Annotated in this window: 13 protein-coding genes and 1 pseudogene; 3 read left to right on the top strand and 11 right to left on the bottom strand. The window is 63.3% G+C overall.

Annotated elements, in window-relative coordinates; genetic code table 11:
• Nucleotides 1-42: 42 nt before the first annotated feature.
• Nucleotides 43-261, bottom strand: a pseudogene (locus tag ACQY5B_RS04965) (transposase); the annotation flags it as partial.
• A 189-nt stretch (nucleotides 262-450) separates the two neighbouring features.
• Here ACQY5B_RS04965 and ACQY5B_RS04960 point away from each other — a divergent pair.
• The gene (locus ACQY5B_RS04960; protein WP_420326122.1) at nucleotides 451-861 is read left to right on the top strand and encodes a DDE-type integrase/transposase/recombinase; all 411 of its coding nucleotides are present in this window, start codon (nucleotides 451-453) and stop codon (nucleotides 859-861) included.
• Between the two features lie 131 nt (nucleotides 862-992).
• On the opposite strand, the gene ACQY5B_RS04955 is transcribed toward ACQY5B_RS04960, so the two are convergent.
• The 6 genes from ACQY5B_RS04955 to ACQY5B_RS04930 form a co-directional block, all read right to left on the bottom strand.
• The gene (locus ACQY5B_RS04955; protein ID WP_305971310.1) at nucleotides 993-2,480 is read right to left on the bottom strand and encodes a sodium:solute symporter family protein; all 1,488 of its coding nucleotides are present in this window, start codon (nucleotides 2,478-2,480) and stop codon (nucleotides 993-995) included.
• A complete protein-coding gene (locus ACQY5B_RS04950) occupies nucleotides 2,480-2,662 on the bottom strand; it encodes a hypothetical protein (protein ID WP_420326123.1) in 183 nt (60 codons plus the stop codon). Before ACQY5B_RS04950 ends, ACQY5B_RS04955 begins: the two co-directional genes overlap by 1 nt.
• Before the next feature lie 126 nt (nucleotides 2,663-2,788).
• Nucleotides 2,789-3,928: an FAD-dependent monooxygenase gene (locus tag ACQY5B_RS04945; protein WP_420326124.1), complete on the bottom strand. Its 1,140-nt coding sequence runs from the start codon at nucleotides 3,926-3,928 to the stop codon at nucleotides 2,789-2,791.
• A gap of 112 nt (nucleotides 3,929-4,040) precedes the next feature.
• The gene (locus ACQY5B_RS04940; RefSeq protein ID WP_420326125.1) at nucleotides 4,041-7,463 is read right to left on the bottom strand and encodes a molybdopterin cofactor-binding domain-containing protein; all 3,423 of its coding nucleotides are present in this window, start codon (nucleotides 7,461-7,463) and stop codon (nucleotides 4,041-4,043) included.
• Nucleotides 7,460-7,945: a (2Fe-2S)-binding protein gene (locus ACQY5B_RS04935; protein WP_420326126.1), complete on the bottom strand. Its 486-nt coding sequence runs from the start codon at nucleotides 7,943-7,945 to the stop codon at nucleotides 7,460-7,462. Before ACQY5B_RS04935 ends, ACQY5B_RS04940 begins: the two co-directional genes overlap by 4 nt.
• Complete coding sequence (locus ACQY5B_RS04930) at nucleotides 7,942-8,238, bottom strand: hypothetical protein (protein WP_420326127.1); 297 nt, start codon at nucleotides 8,236-8,238, stop codon at nucleotides 7,942-7,944. Before ACQY5B_RS04930 ends, ACQY5B_RS04935 begins: the two co-directional genes overlap by 4 nt.
• 280 nt (nucleotides 8,239-8,518) lie before the next feature.
• Here ACQY5B_RS04930 and ACQY5B_RS04925 point away from each other — a divergent pair, with 280 nt between their 5' ends.
• Both ACQY5B_RS04925 and ACQY5B_RS04920 read left to right on the top strand, forming a co-directional pair.
• Nucleotides 8,519-9,811 carry a M24 family metallopeptidase gene (locus ACQY5B_RS04925; RefSeq protein ID WP_305971315.1) on the top strand — a complete coding sequence of 431 codons (1,293 nt, stop codon included), beginning with the start codon at nucleotides 8,519-8,521 and terminating at the stop codon, nucleotides 9,809-9,811.
• Between the two features lie 31 nt (nucleotides 9,812-9,842).
• Entirely contained in the window at nucleotides 9,843-10,745 is a 903-nt protein-coding gene (locus tag ACQY5B_RS04920) for a LysR substrate-binding domain-containing protein (RefSeq protein ID WP_305971316.1), read from the top strand.
• Between the two features lie 13 nt (nucleotides 10,746-10,758).
• On the opposite strand, the gene ACQY5B_RS04915 is transcribed toward ACQY5B_RS04920, so the two are convergent.
• From ACQY5B_RS04915 to ACQY5B_RS04900, 4 genes are all read right to left on the bottom strand, one after another.
• Entirely contained in the window at nucleotides 10,759-11,961 is a 1,203-nt protein-coding gene (locus tag ACQY5B_RS04915) for an aromatic ring-hydroxylating oxygenase subunit alpha (protein ID WP_420326128.1), read from the bottom strand.
• 10 nt (nucleotides 11,962-11,971) lie between these two features.
• The gene (locus tag ACQY5B_RS04910; RefSeq protein WP_420326129.1) at nucleotides 11,972-14,029 is read right to left on the bottom strand and encodes an oxidoreductase; all 2,058 of its coding nucleotides are present in this window, start codon (nucleotides 14,027-14,029) and stop codon (nucleotides 11,972-11,974) included.
• Between the two features lie 66 nt (nucleotides 14,030-14,095).
• The gene (locus ACQY5B_RS04905) at nucleotides 14,096-15,151 is read right to left on the bottom strand and encodes an ABC transporter substrate-binding protein (protein WP_420326130.1); all 1,056 of its coding nucleotides are present in this window, start codon (nucleotides 15,149-15,151) and stop codon (nucleotides 14,096-14,098) included.
• Nucleotides 15,148-16,281 (bottom strand): ABC transporter ATP-binding protein, encoded by a 1,134-nt coding sequence (locus ACQY5B_RS04900; RefSeq protein ID WP_420326131.1) that lies wholly within the window; start codon nucleotides 16,279-16,281, stop codon nucleotides 15,148-15,150. The genes ACQY5B_RS04905 and ACQY5B_RS04900 overlap by 4 nt, the downstream gene beginning before the upstream one ends.
• Nucleotides 16,282-16,292: the final 11 nt, after the last annotated feature.

Here is a 16,292-nt window from a genome sequence, read left to right as displayed (position 1 = left end):
TCTCGCCGTAGGCCGTGACCTTGTCCAACGAGAGCGCCACGCTGACCGCCGAAGCCGCGGGTTCTCTTTCTCAAGCTCCTTCAGCCGAGCGAACTGATACCGTTGCATTCCGCCATAGAGCTTCCGCCATCGGTAGAACGTCTGCTCCGTCACGCCGATCTGGCGCGCCGCCTCGGCAATCGTGGCGCCTTGTCCCTGCAAAACCTCAACTTGCCAAAGCTTCGATATAATCTCTTCGGGCTTCTCTCGCTTTACAGCCATCGCTGATCCTCCAATTTAAGGGACAATCTATCCCAGTTGGTGGACCACTTTCAGGGGGCTACTCCAACACCGCGCTCGGCATACCCGTTACGGAAGCTGTGGGATAGGTCCGTCCGGGGGAAGGGGAAACTCGGCCATTACCCGATTTGTGCAACAGAGTCGTGGCACCTGCAAAACGAGGGCCACGCCGTGAACGTGAAGCGCATCCGGCGGCTGATGCCGATCTACCAGAAGCCCAACACCAACAAGCCCGCGAAGAGGCACAAGACCTACCCCTACCTGCTGGGTGGGTCACGGGTCGATCGGCCCAACCAGGTCCGATGCGCCGACATCACCTATCTGCCGATGCGACGTGGCTTCCTCTACCTGGTTGCCATCATGGACTGGTTCACCCGCGAGGTGCTCGCCTGGCGCATCTCCAACATCCTCGAATCCGACTTCTGCGTCGAGGCGCTGGACGAGACGGTCCACCGCTTCAACCCGCCCGAGATCATGAATAGCGATCAGAGTTCGCAGTTTACACCCTTCGCCTGGACCGACCGGCTGAAGCGGATGGACTCCCGCATCTCGTTGGACGGCAAGGGGAATGCAACCGCGTAGAGATCTCCCGAACTCATGTCCGTTGTGACAGGTCTCCTGGGCCATGACCTGCGGAGCGGGCAGGATACGGAAAGACGCCCCCCGGCAGGAACGATCTGCCGGGGGGCGCAATAGACATTGCAAGGAATGGGTTACTCAGCGGGCTGCGCAACCATATCCTCTGCCTCACTCTCAACAAATCCGTCGGTAACGGCGGTCGAAGAGGGCTTGGTCATGAGGCTCACCACCACGAAAAGGATCGAGGCAAAGGGAAAGCCCAGCACGCCGGCGTTCAGGCCGAAGAGCTTGTTTCCGGTCGAGTACATGATCAGCACGAAAGCCACGCCCCCGGTGATCGACACAAGGGCACCCCAGGCCGTCGCGCGCTTCCAGAAGAAGGCGCCGATGATTGACGGAACCACGACCACCAGCCCGGCGGAGGCCGCCACGGACAGGATCGCGATCATCGAGAACTCCATCGCGGCAAAGCCAAGCGCCAGCAGCGAGATCACCGGGATCACCCATTTGCCGATCTTCAGCTGGTGCGCGTCGTCGGCCCCGGTCGCCACGTTGCCATAGACGTCACGGGCGAAAACGGAAGACAGCGTCAGCAGGATGGAGTCGATGGTGGAAACGGCGGCCGCCAGGATCCCGATCATCACGATCACCCCCAAGAGCGGCGGCACGTAATCCGAGGACAGCAGCGTCGCGGTCGCGAGGTCGGCGCGCTCCAGCTCGGGGAAGGCGACCAGCGCCGAGAAGCCCCAGGTCACCGACACCAGAGTGTAGACCAGACCGAAGCACAGGAAGATCAGCAGCATCCGGCGCAGGGCCCCCAGCGAGGCCGGCATGAACAGACGCTGGCTCACCTGCGGGTTCGAGATCGAGAAGAAGAACCACGGCAACGCGAGGCCAAGGAAGGTTGTGAAGCTGAACAGCCCCGGTCCCGGCACGGTCAGCACCTCGGGGCGCGTTTCGGCCAGCGTTTCGAACATGCCGAAGAAGCCGCCCAGTTCCGACACCACCAGCACGCCGACCAGCACGGAGGCCACGATCATCACCAGCGCCTGCAGGCTGTCCGTCCAGACAACGGAACGGATGCCCGCAACGTAGCTGAAGAAGATCGCCAGAACGGTCGCCACCACGATCCCCGCGCCAAACGAGATGCCGCCATCGGTCATGCCCGACAAGAGGTAGCCCACCCCGGACAGTTGCACGGCGGAATAGGGGATCAGGAAAACCAGCGAGGTCACGCCCGCCAACACCGCCACCCAGCGCGAACCGTAGCGATGGCCTAGCATTTCCGACGGCGTGACGAAGTTGTACTTGCGCCCCACGGCCCAGAAGCGCGGGCCGAAGATTGCCACCAGCGACACACCGGCGAAGTAGACGATTTCAAAGCCAAGCGCGCCGACGCCGCCCTTGTAGGTCAGGCCCGCAAGGCCGACCATCATGAAGGCGGAATAGGTGGTGGCGGAATAGCTCAGCGCCGACAGGATACCGCCCATGCCGCGCCCGCCAAGGAAATACTCCGACATGGTCGAGGTGCTTTCGGACGTCCCGCCGCGCGACAGCCATGCGATGACCGACGACAGGGCGATGTAGATCACGATGCCCCAGATGACAAAGCTGGTATCCATCAATCGTCCCCCTTGAAGCCGGCCATGGCCACCGCGTTGAGGGCGATCACCGCCACCCCTGCCAGCGTCCAGAAGAGAAAGCTGCCGTACCATGCCGCCACCTGGCCGATCACCAGATAGGGCACGGCGAAACAGGCGATGATCACCATCGCCAGTAATATCAATGCCGTGTTGCGCGTCATTTTCCGTTATGTCCCTGTTGTTGGATCATACTTTTCTGGTCGGAGCCCCGGCAGGGCTCCGCCACGGGCCGCTTGCCGCGACCAATCCTCGTCGTGAAAGCCGGGCCTCTCCGCCCGACCACTCCGTTACGCCAGTTCGGCGGTCATCGGGTCGTAGGCATAGACCCAGGCCGGGTCTTCGGGCTCCTTGAGCCAGGTGTTCGCATTGGAAATTGTCTGCACCTTGGTGGCACGCTCCTTGCGGGTATTTTCGTACATGCCAAAGGCATCGGCATAGCCCGCCGCGCCGGTCAGCGACAGGCAGCGGGTCAGGACGGCGGCATCTTCGATCGCCATGCAGGCGCCCTGCGCCATGTGCGGGCGCATCGGGTGGCAGGCATCACCGATCATCACGAGGCGACCGCGCGACCACAGGCCCATGGGATCGCGGTTCCAGAAGGGCCACTTGGTGACCTCTTCGGTGGCGTCGATCAGCCCCTGCACCATCTTGTGCGACCCGCCAAAGATCGCCTCCATCTCCTCGCGCGAACTGTCGACGAAAGAGGCCTCGTGCTCCCAGCTGTCCACCGGCACGCCGGTCACATAGTAGTATTCGCTGGCGTCGTTCTTGGTCGCGTAGGCCATGATGTGGCGCGACTGTTCCCACCACCATTTCACGCAGCGCTCGTATTCGAGGCCGGTGGCGCGCAGCTTGTCCATGTTGACCAGGGCGCGGTGCCCGACCCAGCCGGAAAAGCGCGGCTTTTCCACGCCCAGAAGCACCTCGCGGATCTTCGAGTTGATGCCATCGGCACCGACGACCAGCCCCGCCTCGACCTGCTTGCCGTTCTCGAAGGTCAGCAGCACATGGTCGTCGCGTTCCTCCAGCGTGGTCAGCTTGTAGCCGAAATGCACGGTGGACGGATCCAGCGCCTCGATCTGAACGGCGTGCATGTCGCCGCGGTGGATGGTGATGTAGGGCGCGCCGTATTCCTTCAGGGCGAAATCGCCGAGCGGGATTTCCGACAGGTATTCCCCGGTGTTGCCATCGCGCGAGAACCAGTGTGACGGGTGCGAGCCGATCCTGGCCAGCGTGTCTTCCAGCCCGATCTGGCGGAAGATCTTCATCACGTTGGGGCCGATGTGAATGCCCGCGCCCAGGCGGTTGAACTCGGGCGCCTGTTCGAAGGTATGCGCCGAGAAGCCGGCATCCGCCAGCAGCGCAGCCGCTGCCGCACCGCCCAGCCCCGCGCCGATCACCGCAATGTCGATCCGTTCGACGGTCATGCTGTTTTCCTTGTATCAAAGTTCCGATAAACTTGTTTGTACACCAACAATAATGGCCGAGTCATCTGTTTGTCGCAACGGTGTCGAAAAATTCTGCATGAACTGGACATTTTCATTCCGCCGCTGCCTGAAAGTTCATCACGCGGGCGACAGGCGCCGCGTCCAGCCCGTCAAAGGTTGGCAGGTCCGGGGCATAACGGGCCCGTAGATAGGCGATGATCGCGTCGATCTGCGCCGCGGACAGTTCATCGCCAAATCCCGGCATGTCGCGCAGGTCCAGAGCCTCGGGCGATTCGATGCCGCCCGCGATCAGCGTCCGCAGCGCCTGTGGCGAGGGAGCGCGGACCGCTGCCGAATGGGTCAACGGCTCCAGCGCAGAGGTGAGACCCGGCAGGCCCGGCTCGTGGCAGCTTGCGCAGGCCGAGCGGAACAGTCGCGACCCCTGCCCCGGCACCAGTTCGGGCTGGACGACCTCCGGCAGCGGCGCACTGCCGCCGATATCGGCGAGATAGGTCGCCATGGCGGAGATGTCCGTATCGGGCAGATCCTTCAGGCTCGCCACGACCTCGGCCATCGGGCCGGAGGCCACGGCCCGCCCCGGCGCATGGCCGTTCCGCAGATAGGCCACCAGCGACGCCTTGTCCCAGCCCTGCATCGTGGTCTCCAGCGCGGGCGCGAACCAACCGTCGATCTCGGCCCCGCTCATGACGCCCGTTTCTGCCCCAAGCACGTTGCGCGGCGCATGGCATGCGCTGCAATGGCCCGCGCCCTCGACCAGGTACTTGCCCCGGTTCCACTCCGGCGACTGTTCCGGCGCGGGCTGAAACGGTGACGCGTCATGGAACATCAGGTTCCAGGCCGCATTCACGGGCCGAAGGTTGGTCCCGGCGACCATTTGCGCGCGCGGCGTCTCGGCCCGCACCGGGTCGAGCGTCTGGAGATAGGCGTAAAGCGCCTGCATGTCCGTTCCGTCGATCTTGGCGAAAGACGTGTAGGGGAAGGCCGGGTACAGGTTGTGGCCGTCGCGGCTGATCCCGTGACGCATGGCGCGGTCGAAGGCGGCAAAGCTCCAGTTCCCAAGGCCCGTCTCGGGATCGGGCGTCAGGTTGGTGGTGTAGACCGTGCCGAAAGGGGTCTCCATCGCGCGGCCGCCGGCGTTGGCGGCACCGCCCTCGGCGGTGTGACAGACGGCGCAATCCCCCGCCGCAAAGACTTGCCGCCCGCGCTCCAATGTCTCGGCGGAGAAGGTCGCGGCCAGCGGCGCCGGCTGCGGCGGGATCGCGCGGGCCATGGGCATCGCAACGGCGCCAAGCGTCACCGCGCCCGCCACCCCTGCCAGCCATTTCAGCCGCGACCGCTTTGCCACGGGCAGCGCGACCGGCGCAGGCAGTTCGGCAAGGCCACCGACCTCTGCCAGCCCGGCGCGCATCTTGTCGGGCGTAAAGGGGGCCTCGCGCAGGCGCACCCCTGTCGCGTCGAAGATCGCGTTGGCAATCGCGGCAGCAGCGGGGACCGCCGCACTTTCGCCCACGCCAAGCGCCGGGTCTTCGGGACGCTCGATCAGCATCGAGCGGATTTCCGGTACCTTGTCGAAGGTGTCGATGGGGTAGTTTGCCCAGCTCTGCGGCGCGGGGGTGATGGCATCGATGACCACTTCTTCGGTCAGCGCCCGGCTGGCGGTCTGGATCACGTTGCCATTGATCTGCGCCGTGACACCTGCCGGGTTGATCACCAACCCCTGATCCTGCCCGACGAAGACGCGGGTCAACGTGACCTCGCCCGTCAACGTATCGATGGTGACATCGCAGACCCAGGCCGCCGCCGCAGCCGCCGTCCCCGGAAAGGTGCCATGCACGTAGGTCGCATAGGCAAAGCCGCGTCCATAGGCCATGCGCCCGTCGCGCTTCAGCCTTGGCCCCGTGCCCGGTTCCCAGCCAGCCGCCGTGGCGGTCTTTTCAACCAGTTCGCGGGCGCGCGGATCGTCGAGATGCTTCAGACGAAACGCGACGGGGTCCTCCCCCGCCTCATGAGCCATCTCGTCGATATAGCTCTCATGGGCGAAGGTGTTCGGCAGCGCCGAGACGCCGCGCATCCAGGCGGCCCGCACCAGCGGGGCCATATCGTGGACGGTGATCCGCTTGTTCGGCACGCGGTAGGGCGGCACGGTGGTGCGATCGCCCATGTCGCTCGGGCGCGGTTCGTTCGAAATGCGCCCCGTGAGCAACAGCGCCAGGTTCGGGCCCCGGTTGGACGGATACCAGGTGTCGAGGCTGTAGGCATGCAGCGCGCCCTCACGCAGCCCGCCCGAGACCTCCATGAGCTGCGCCGCGCCCTTGGGCTCCCAGAGCGTCTCCTGCGCGCGGGTCAGTTGCACACGAACGGGCCGCCCGACAGCACGCGCCATCAGCAGCGCGTCGCCGCAGACGTCGTCGGCGCAATTGCGCCCGTAGCATCCCGCCGCCTGGTAGCGCTTGATCTCGACGCTTGCGGGGTCCAGCCCGACGAGATTGGCGAGGTCGCCCTGCAGCATGTGCGGGTTTTGCGTGCCGGACCAGACGATGGGTTGACCGCCGTTCCAGTCCGCCACGGCGCAGCTTGGCCCGATGGAGCCGTGCAGGTGGTACGGCCAGACATAGGTGCGCGCGAGACGGGTGTCGGCCTCCGCCATCCCCTGCTCGAAATCGCCGCTGCGGTCGAGCGCACGAGGCGTCGACGGCGCCCCCTTCAACGCGTGTTTCAGGTCTGTCAGGTCGGGATTGGCCGGGGGCACCGCCCAGTCCACTGGCAGCGCCTCGGCCAGGGCGCGCGCCTGCTGCGCGGTCTCTGCCACGACGCCGAGAAAGTCACCTTCCTGAACCACGGCCACAAATCCGGGCCGCGAGGCAATTGCCGCCGTATCGTAGCCCTTCAGCCCGCGCCCGACGAAATCGCCGGAGTCGCGCCCGGCATAGGGCGGGCGGATGACATGTCCGTGCAGCATGCCATCCACGCGCACGTCCTGAATGTAGGAGAAGTCGCCAACCGCCTTTGCCGGCAGATCGCGCTTGCCCATCGGTTGACCGACCAGCCGATAGTCCGCGACTTCCTTGACCGGGACGGCCTCGTCCAGCCGCATGGCAAGGTCCTGACCAGCGACCAGCGTGGCATAGCTGACCTGCGTGTCCTTCCAGTGGACCGCACCATCGCGTAGCATCACCCCGTCCGCAGGGGCGTTCAGGCGCCGCGCCCCCTGCCCTGCCAACCAGTGCCGCAACTGCGCCGCCGCCTGCCGCAAGGGCAGCGCGGCGATCTGGATGGTCTCCGAGGCGATCGTCGGCCCCTGGTTCGGCGTTACGGCAGTATCGCCCAGAACCATCCGCACATCGTCGAGCGGCACGTCGAGTTCCTCGGCCACGATCTGCGCAAGTGCCGTTTCGATCCCGGTTCCCAGATCGACATGGCCGTTGAACGCCGTGACCGCGCCGTCGGCACCGATTTGGACATGGTTGATCCGGCCTTCCGGACGGTCCTCAAAGACGGAAACCAGCCCGGTCATGCCGCCTGCTCCGCCTTGGCGAGCATCACGCGCGCCGCCTGTTCCACCGCGTCGAGGATTTCCTGGTGCGTGCCGCAGCGGCACAGGTTGTCGCGCAGTGCCTGCCGGATGTCGTCCCGACTGACCTCTGCGTCACGTTCCAGCAGGGCAACCGCCGTCATCACCATGCCGTTCAGGCAATAACCACATTGTGCGCCCTGTTTTTCGACAAATGCCGACTGAACCGGGTGCAGCCCCTCCGGCCCCGCCAGTCCTTCCAGCGTCAATATTGACCGACCCTGCAAGCGGCGGGCGCGTAGCACGCAGGAACGCGCGACTTCGCCGTCAACCAGCACGGTGCAGGCGCCGCATTGCCCCATGCCACAGCCATATTTCGGCCCGTTCAGCCCGAATTCCTCTCGCAGCAGGTCAAGCGCCATGCCTTTGGCCTCGCAGGTCACGGTCTGGCCGTTCAAGGTGAAAGACAGGGCATCGGTGGTCACGGGCGTCCTTTCCTGGTGCGTCTTGGATCGGGGTCGAGAACAGGGCAAATTTGAGTGTACACAAACAATTTGTGTCGAAAAGTCAAATTTTTCGGCAAAAGGCCGGAAATTGCGCTCAGGGTTTCAGCGCAAAATACTTTGGCGCCCAAAAATGAAGCAGCGCCCATTGGGGCTTTTGGGGTCAGGTCCGTTGCCAGCAGGGCTGCTACAACGCCCAAGAAGGAACTGGCATTTCCTCGCTGGACGAACAGGTAAGCATCTTGCTGCGCTTCCGCGGACGTCGATGCTGTCATGCATTCCCTCTCGCCGCCAGGAAAGCTTGGCCGAAACCCCAGGTTCCAACGGTTCACCTATCAGGGACATAGCACTAGCCGACCGGACCCAACCTGCTGCCTGCCCTGAATTCCTTTGAGCTCACCGCTATTTAATTCAATTGGATCAAACCCCCTTCAATCTCACCTTCAAGGCCGGATGCACGTCCGCCCCTGCCCGGCAGACGCTGGATTGCACCATTGGCGGTGTTCCCGGCCGCCAAGAACCGGGGCAGGTGCAACGACAAGAAGGTATGCAAACATGCAAGATCACCCCAATCTGCGAGAAGCCCCCGACCGCGTCGAAATCGACGTCGGGTCGTCCAAGGTGCCGAATCGTTCGAACTCGCCCATCGACACCATCCCGCGCGATTTCGACGAGAGGGCGCTACGGCAGAAGCGGCTGGCCCGGGTGCGCGAGATGATGCGGGACAACGATCTGGACGCCGTCCTGCTCTTCGACCCGTACAACCAGCGCTACGCCACCGGGTCGCGCAATATGTTCGGGTATTTCCTGCGCAACTCCACGCGGTACATCTACATTCCGCGCGAAGGCGACGTGATCCTTTTCGAATACCCGGGCAGCGCGCATATCTCGACATGGCTTGAAACGATCGACGACAGCCGCGAGTCCAAGGTGGTCTTCGCCTCGGTGAACGGTCGCGACCGGGACGTTCTGAAACCCTTCGCCGAGGAGATCGCCGCGCTGATGCGCTGCGACGTCGGAGAGGGCAAGCGCGTCGGCATGGACCGCTGTTCCTACACGCTTGCCATGGCGCTGCAGGCCGAGGGCTTGGAGGTCGAAGATTGCCTGCAGATGATGTTGCACACGCGACGGATCAAGTTGCAGGAGGAAGTCGCCTGCCTCGCCCTCAGCATGTCCGCGGTCGAAACCGCCGTCTGGAACGTGGAGAAAAAGATGGACCCGGGCGTGAGCGAGAACGAGCTCTTCGCCGAAATGTATCACGGCGTGCTGATGGGCGGGGGCGAGTTCATCGAGACCCGTTTGCTGAGTTCCGGTCCCAAGACGAACCCGTGGTTCAACGAGGCGGGCGAACGGCGGATGCGCCCCGGCGAACTGCTGGCGCTAGATACCGACACCATCGGCGTGAACGGCTACTACGCCGATATTTCGCGAACCTTTTTCTGCGGCCCGGGACGACCGAGCGGATACCAGAAGTCGCTGTACAAGATGGCCTGGGAGCAGATCCAGCACAACGCGTCGATCGCCAAACCCGGGATGTCCTTTCGAGAGATCGCTGACAAGGCCTGGAAGATCCCCGACAGGTTCTTTGACCTGCGCTATCCATCGATCATCCACGGGGTTGGCATGCACGGCGAGAAGCCAATTATCGCGCATGGCTGCGATTTGGACCGCTATACCGGAGATGGGACACTGGAAACCGGGATGGTCGTCAGCGTCGAGAGCTATATCGGCGAGCCGGGCGGCAGCGAGGGCGTGAAGCTCGAAGACCAGTTCCTGGTTACCGACAGCGGGCTGCAGCCCATGTCGCATTACCCGTTTGACGAGCGTCTCCTGAGCCGCGAAATTTGAACAGTGTCCGGCAGCTTGGAGGATATTCGCGGTGAACAGACGCCTCCCCCCCTTCGCATCGATCCGTGCATTCGAGGCGGTTGCGAGGAAAGGCACGCTACAGGATGCAAGCGATGAGCTGCTGATCTCGCCATCCGCCGTCAGCCACCAGGTGAAGGCGCTGGAGATATTCGTGGGCATGAAGCTCTTTCTGCGCGAGCCGCATGGTCTAAGCCTGACGAAAGAGGGCCAAGCCTACCGCGGCGATCTGAGCGCAGCGCTTGACCGGATCGACACCGGAACCCGACGTTTGATGGCCGCCCGCGACGAGGGCGGCCTCACGATCCAGATCTACCCGTCGCTTGCACAGCTTTGGCTGATCCCCCGGCTGGCTGATTTCCGGTCGTCCAATCCCGACATCTCGGTAAGAATCGTCTCCCCCGATGGGGAGCGCTCGCTGAGCGGCAGCGACATCGACATTGCCATCGTCTGTTCCGACACGCCGCCGAAAGAGTTCATCGCCGACGAGCTGTTCGCCGAGGATATCGCGCCGATCTGCGCGCCGGACTATCTCAAGTCATCGGGTCCGATCGAAACCGCGTCGGACCTCCTGAGCCATTGCCTCATCGGCTGCGCCTCGAAGCGGGAAGAATGGCAGGACTGGCTGAGAGGCGCCAAAGTGCGCACCCAGGAAACCAAGCCGCAACTGGAGTTCGAATCCCGCTCGCAAGCCCTGCAGGCGGCTGCCGAGGGACTGGGCGTGGCCATGGCGCGGCGGCCCTTTGCCGACGGGATGATCGAGGCTGGGCAACTGGTATTCCCGCTGCAGCACAAACAGGCCACCGCGTCCTCGTATTACCTGATCGCTCCCGAGAGATCGGACACCCGCCCGGCGGCCAAGAGGTTCCGGGCGTGGCTTCTTTCGCAGGTCAGCGCGCCGCGCGACAATCGTTGAAGCGCAGGCGCCGTCAGGGCCGGATCATATCCAGATAACCTTCGTAGAAGCCGGTGATTCCCCATTCCATCTCGGCCAGCGGACCCGGGCGGAAATGGTGCGAATTCACGCCCTCCTGATTGTGGCGGATGATCCGTTCGTCATCGAGCGAGGTGACGTGCCACAGCCACGTCAGGTCGTCGGTGACGTAGTCCTTCTGCTCTTCGGCATCTTCGCGCACAAGCCAGATCAGCTCGATATCGGTTTCCTGCAACCCGCGCGGCAGGAAACGGTAGCCCACCACATGGTCGGAATAGATGAGAAAGTTGTTGAGTGCGCCGACCTGTACGTCAGTCGCACCACCATCGAAGCCCGTCAGGTTACCGAGTGGCGGCGCAAGCGCCGAGCCGTCCCGGCTGCCCGTCTGGTAGCCGTCGTATAGCGGATAACGCCGGTAGTAGACATCCGCCCCCGGTGCCGGCGCGGATGGGCCGGTTTCGTCCAGTTCCTGGGTCGGAAGGCCGATCTTGCGCGAACGCTCGTGCAGCGGTTCGATCAGTTTTTCCATTTCATGCGGCGCCTTGAGCGTGTGCGACTTGGCATACTCCTGATGCGAGGGCGCGCAATGATAGCATTCCATGTAGTTTTCCAGCGCCAGCTTCCAGTTGGCTGGCACTGGGTATACCTTCTTGTGAGCCACCTTTAGGTTCTCCAGCCCGAAAGGCGCGGTCAGGGGAGCGAGCTTTTCCAACCCCGCCTCGATCGGCGGCGCATCTTCCGAGGCGCAAACGAAGATCATGCCCTGGAACACGATCACCCGTGCAGGCAAAAGACCATACTCGCCCGGATCGAACCCCTCGCCCATCGACCGCCCCGAACGCAGCTTGCCCGAAAGCTCGTATGTCCAGGCATGATAGGGGCAGACAAAGAGCCGCGCCTTGCCTCCCTGCTGGACGCAGACTCGCGAGCCGCGATGGCGACAGACATTGAGATGCGCGCGCACCTCGCCCTCGCGGTCCCGGACCACGATGATCGACTCCGGGCCGTATTCCAGCAGGAAGTAATCGCCGGGTTCGGGAATCTGGCTGGCGTGGCCAGCCCAGATCCAGCTTCGGTTCCAATATGCGCTGATGTCACGGTCGAAAACATCCTGCGAGGTGTAGAAGTCACGCGGCAGGGCGAAACCATTCTGGTAGTCCTGGATCAGGCGGGCGAGTGCCTCAAGGTGTTGCGTCATCGTGATTACCTCATCCTACTAGGGCTGTCGTTTCACGGCGGAAGAAGTCCATTTCCACTGCATCGCGGTCGCGTCCGAAATCCCGGGCGGCCTTGTGTCCGGAATAGACGGCATCGGCGATCAACCCCGGGCCAGTGGCGTCACCGATGAGTTCGAGATGGGACAGGCCGGCCTGACCGAGAAGAGCATCGTAGAGCGACAGGACACGCTCGCGCTGTGTCACCAGCAGCGTGGTGGTGGCTTCGAGCCTCGTCTTACGTCCGGAATATACACACGCGAGGTGGCAGACGCCCTTTTCGATACGCTCTACGGCCTGCGCGGTGACGATCGTCACGCCCTTTTCGATCAGAGATTTCTGCACTCGTTCTTGTTCAAGAGTAAACTCGGTGAAGGGCGAGACGAGGTGCGCCGTCGTCACGAAGGTGATTGAGTGGCCCGATCCGGCGAGTTGCTCGGCCAGAACTCCGGCGAGATAGCCATGCTCGTCGTCATAGATGACCAGCGGCCCGGGCACTGGCTGGGTGCCGTCCATGATATCGTCAGGTGTCAGTATCGTGGCATCAGCGGCGATCTCGATGCCATGCCTGGCGGTCCGGCCACGGCCATCCCGCCGCCAACGCGATCCGGTTGCGACAAAGACATTCGGCACGCCGAGTTCCAGAACGTCCTCCGCGCCGAGTTCGCTGTCGAGAAAGATATCCACGTTTGCCCGCTGTCGAAGATCGTTCAGGCGATAGTCCATCACCCGGACCCAGGCAGACAGGCCTGTCAGCCCGGCTTCCCTCCGGACCCGGCCGCCCAACTCTCGCCCAGCTTCGGCAAGCGTCACGTGACAGCCGCGCCGGGCAAGCTGCATGGCGCATTCCAGCCCGGCGGGTCCGGAACCGACCACCAGCGCGGCTTGCTCATCGGCCGTGCTTTCGATCTTCTCGGGGTGCCATCCGCGGCGCCATTCCTCGCCCATGGTCGGGTTCTGGGTGCAACGGATCGGCACGCCCTGCATGTCGGCGGAAACGCAGATGTTGCAGCCGATGCATTCGCGGATTTCGTCGATCCGGCCTTCCTCGATCTTCTTCGGCAGGAACGGGTCGGCGATTGACGGACGCGCGGCGCCGATCAGGTCCAGTACGCCCCTGCGGACCAGCGCCGCCATCGTGTCAGGCGACGTGAAGCGCCCGACGCCGACCACGGGTTTCGAGGTGATTTTCTTGACGAATTCCAGATAGCGGGTCTGGTAGCTGTCCTCGGCCTGGAACCGGGTCGTCTGGGAGTCGTTTTTCCAACCCGCGACGTTCACATCCCAAAGGTCGGGCAGTTCGGCCAACAGTTCGACCACGGCGCGGCCTTCCTCCTCGGCCTGCATTGCATCGGCGCCCAGCATCTCGTCGATGGCAAAGCGGAAGGCAACGGCGCTTTCGCCGCCGACCACGTCCAGAGTGTCTTCGAGCAACTCGCGCGTCAGACGCACACGGTTTTCCAGGCTGCCGCCATATTCGTCACTGCGATCATTGTACTGGGGCAGCAAGAACTGATGTGCCACGGTCATGTAATGGCCGGCGTAGACGTAGATGATGTCGAAACCCGCGTCCCTGGCCCGGCGCGCGGCGTTGCGGTGCCAGTGGCGCAGGTTGCGCAGATCTTGCTTGTCCATCGCGCGCGCCTGCGGCGCGAAGCCCGCCTCGAGGATGGTATCAACCGGCGCCAGAGCACGGGCACGCGTCAAAAGGTTCGGCGCATGGTTGCCGTTATGGGCCAATTCGATCCCGGCGAGAGATCCATGACGGTGAACCGCCTCGGTCATCAGCCGCAACGCGGGTACGTCGCGGTCATCCCAGAGGCGCCCCTCGGCGTAAGGGGCGAGATCCGAAGTCGGGTGGATCTCGGTCTCCTGGTTGCAGACCACCCCCCAGCCGCCTTCGGCCTTCATACCGCGCAACGCGGCCTCGGCGCGCGGGCGAAGATGCCCCATGCCATTGCAATGGGGCACCTGATAGAAACGGTTGCGCGCGGTCACAGGTCCGATGCGGACAGGTTCGAAAAGCACGTCATAAGCGTCTGCGCGTTTCACTGGCGCATTCCTTCCTTGCGATAGGAGACGGGGGGTGGATCACCTCCCCCGTTGTTCAGGACAGGATTAGAAGCCTGCCTTGATGCGCTCGAATTCCTGCAGCATCTTGGCTTCCAGTTCCGGGTCGACGGCGTCGAAGAACAGGCTGTTGTCGAAAAGCGCCTTGGGGTCATCGAAACCGTAGGTCTTGATCATGTCCTGGTCGGAGATGTCGAACGAGGCAGCGTTGGAATGCGGATAGCCCCAGTTTTCGATGATATACTTGCCGCTTTCCGCCTGAGTGAGGGCGTTGAGCATGTCATAAACCTGCTCGTCGGACGCAGAGGCGTTCGCCATGTGGACATAGCCGCAGACCCAGGTGGCGATGCCTTTGCCCTCGCCACGCATCATCTGCGCCGGGACGTCATTCCAGATCAGGTTGAGTTCGGTCTGGTTCCAGGCCCAGCCCATGGTCACTTCGCCCGAGGCCAGCGCCTGATCGAGCTGACCCGCATCGGACCAGTAGAAACGCACGTTGGGATGCACGGCCCGCAGGAAGTCCGAGGCTTTGCGGAATTCCTCGTCGCTCATGTCGGTGTAGTTGTCCGCAACACCCGCCCCCAGCGCCGCCATCGCGTAGGCCGACGCCGCCCCGTCGGGGATCGCGACCTTGCCCCGGTACTTGGGATTAGTGAGGGCCTGAAGCGAGATTTCCGCCTCTGAGATCTGGTCGGACCGGTAGATCAGGCCGGTATTGCCCCACTCGAAGGGCACCATCCATGTTTCCCCGTCGAAAGAGATACCGTCCATCTCCTTGATCGTCGGCAACATGGCGTCCCAGTTGTCGAGCCTCGATGTGTCGATCGGCTGGATGATCCCTGCCGCCGCCCATTTCCGCGTGGCATCGGTGCAGGGGTGGGCCAGATCGGCCTCGAAACCGGATTGCAGTTTGGTGAAGGCCTCATCCTGGCTGCCAAAGTAGGAATACGTCGGGGCCTCTCCGTATTTCTCGACATAGGTCCCGAAGAAACCCGGATCCTCGTAGCCCGACCAGTCAAAGACGGTCAGATCGCCGCCTTCGGCATGTGCGGCGCCAGCCAGCAGGCAGGCCAAGGCGCTTAGTTTGGGTGCCGAAAGTATCATGTGGTGATCTCCCCGTTCTCGATGTTTTGCGTTTGGCTGTCGTTGCCAAGGTCGATGACCGAGGCGCTTTGCACGCCGATGAAAACCGTATCGCCACGATTGAAATCGACGGTGTGGAAATAGTTGGGTACCGCGACGACGATTGTGCTTGGCACGCCCTCGGCGCGGACATGGTAGTGCACGCTCTCACCGTAGAAGGCGACGTTCTCGACCTTCGCCTCCAGTGTCGCATCGTAATCCGTGGGCCGCTCACGCGAGATGTCGAGCTGTTCGGGCCGGATGCCTACGAGAAGCCCGCTGCCGCGTTTGGTCACGTTGGCATTGCGCTGGATCTTGATCTTGCCAAAGCCGGGCAACTCGACCGCGATCGTCTCACCGGACTGGTCTGCACTCCGGGCCGGCAGAAAGTTCATGCCACCGATGAAGGCCGCCACGTCGCGATTGGCGGGTCGGGCGTAAAGCGTTGCAGGCGCATCCACCTGCTCCAGTCGACCGTTGAACATGACGCCAATCCGGTCGGACATGGTCATGGCCTCGTACTGGTCGTGCGTAACCATCACGAAGGTGATCCCGATGGACTGCTGAAGCCGGCGCAGTTCAAGTTGCATCGCCTCGCGCAGGTTCTTGTCCAGGGCCGAAAGCGGCTCGTCGAGCAGCAGCACCTTCGGTCTCATCACCAGCGCCCGGGCCAGCGCCACGCGCTGCCGCTGTCCGCCCGAAAGCTGATCGGCCTTGCGGTTCTCCATCCCGCCGAGTTCGACCATCTCCAGCGCCTCGGCGATACGGTCCCGTCGTGCCTGGCGCGACAAGCCCTGCTTCACGAGACCAAAGCCAACGTTGTGCCCGACATTCAGATGCGGAAAGATCGCGTAGCTCTGGAAGACCATGTTGGTAGGACGTTTGTTGGCCGGGATCCCGGCCATGTCTTGACCGTCAATGCGCACCGTCCCGGCTGTTGGCTCCTGGAATCCGGCAATGGTCCTTAACGCCGTTGTCTTGCCGCAACCGGACGGCCCAAGAAGCGAAAAGAACTCACCCGCTTTCAGCTTGAGGTCGAGTTTGTCGACCGCCTTGAAGGTGCCGAAGCGCTTGTCGACACCGGAGAGATGGATGATCGGGTCGTCTATCATGTATTATGCTT

This window comes from Antarctobacter sp. (genome assembly GCF_965277915.1).
Classification (GTDB): domain Bacteria; phylum Pseudomonadota; class Alphaproteobacteria; order Rhodobacterales; family Rhodobacteraceae; genus Antarctobacter.
Note: the sequence above shows the minus strand (reverse complement) of the source record. Positions and strands in the feature narration are given on the sequence as shown.

What these genes read in the sequence shown, in the direction of transcription:
- ACQY5B_RS04955 (WP_305971310.1), bottom strand. Translation starts at nt 2,480, where the DNA reads ATGGATACCAGCTTTGTCATCTGGGGCATCGTGATCTACATCGCCCTG.
- ACQY5B_RS04950 (WP_420326123.1), bottom strand. Translation starts at nt 2,662, where the DNA reads ATGACGCGCAACACGGCATTGATATTACTGGCGATGGTGATCATCGCC.
- ACQY5B_RS04945 (WP_420326124.1), bottom strand. Translation starts at nt 3,928, where the DNA reads ATGACCGTCGAACGGATCGACATTGCGGTGATCGGCGCGGGGCTGGGC.
- ACQY5B_RS04940 (WP_420326125.1), bottom strand. Translation starts at nt 7,463, where the DNA reads ATGACCGGGCTGGTTTCCGTCTTTGAGGACCGTCCGGAAGGCCGGATC.
- ACQY5B_RS04930 (WP_420326127.1), bottom strand. Translation starts at nt 8,238, where the DNA reads ATGACAGCATCGACGTCCGCGGAAGCGCAGCAAGATGCTTACCTGTTC.
- ACQY5B_RS04925 (WP_305971315.1), top strand. Translation starts at nt 8,519, where the DNA reads ATGCAAGATCACCCCAATCTGCGAGAAGCCCCCGACCGCGTCGAAATC.
- ACQY5B_RS04915 (WP_420326128.1), bottom strand. Translation starts at nt 11,961, where the DNA reads ATGACGCAACACCTTGAGGCACTCGCCCGCCTGATCCAGGACTACCAG.
- ACQY5B_RS04905 (WP_420326130.1), bottom strand. Translation starts at nt 15,151, where the DNA reads ATGATACTTTCGGCACCCAAACTAAGCGCCTTGGCCTGCCTGCTGGCT.
- ACQY5B_RS04900 (WP_420326131.1), bottom strand. Translation starts at nt 16,281, where the DNA reads ATGATAGACGACCCGATCATCCATCTCTCCGGTGTCGACAAGCGCTTC.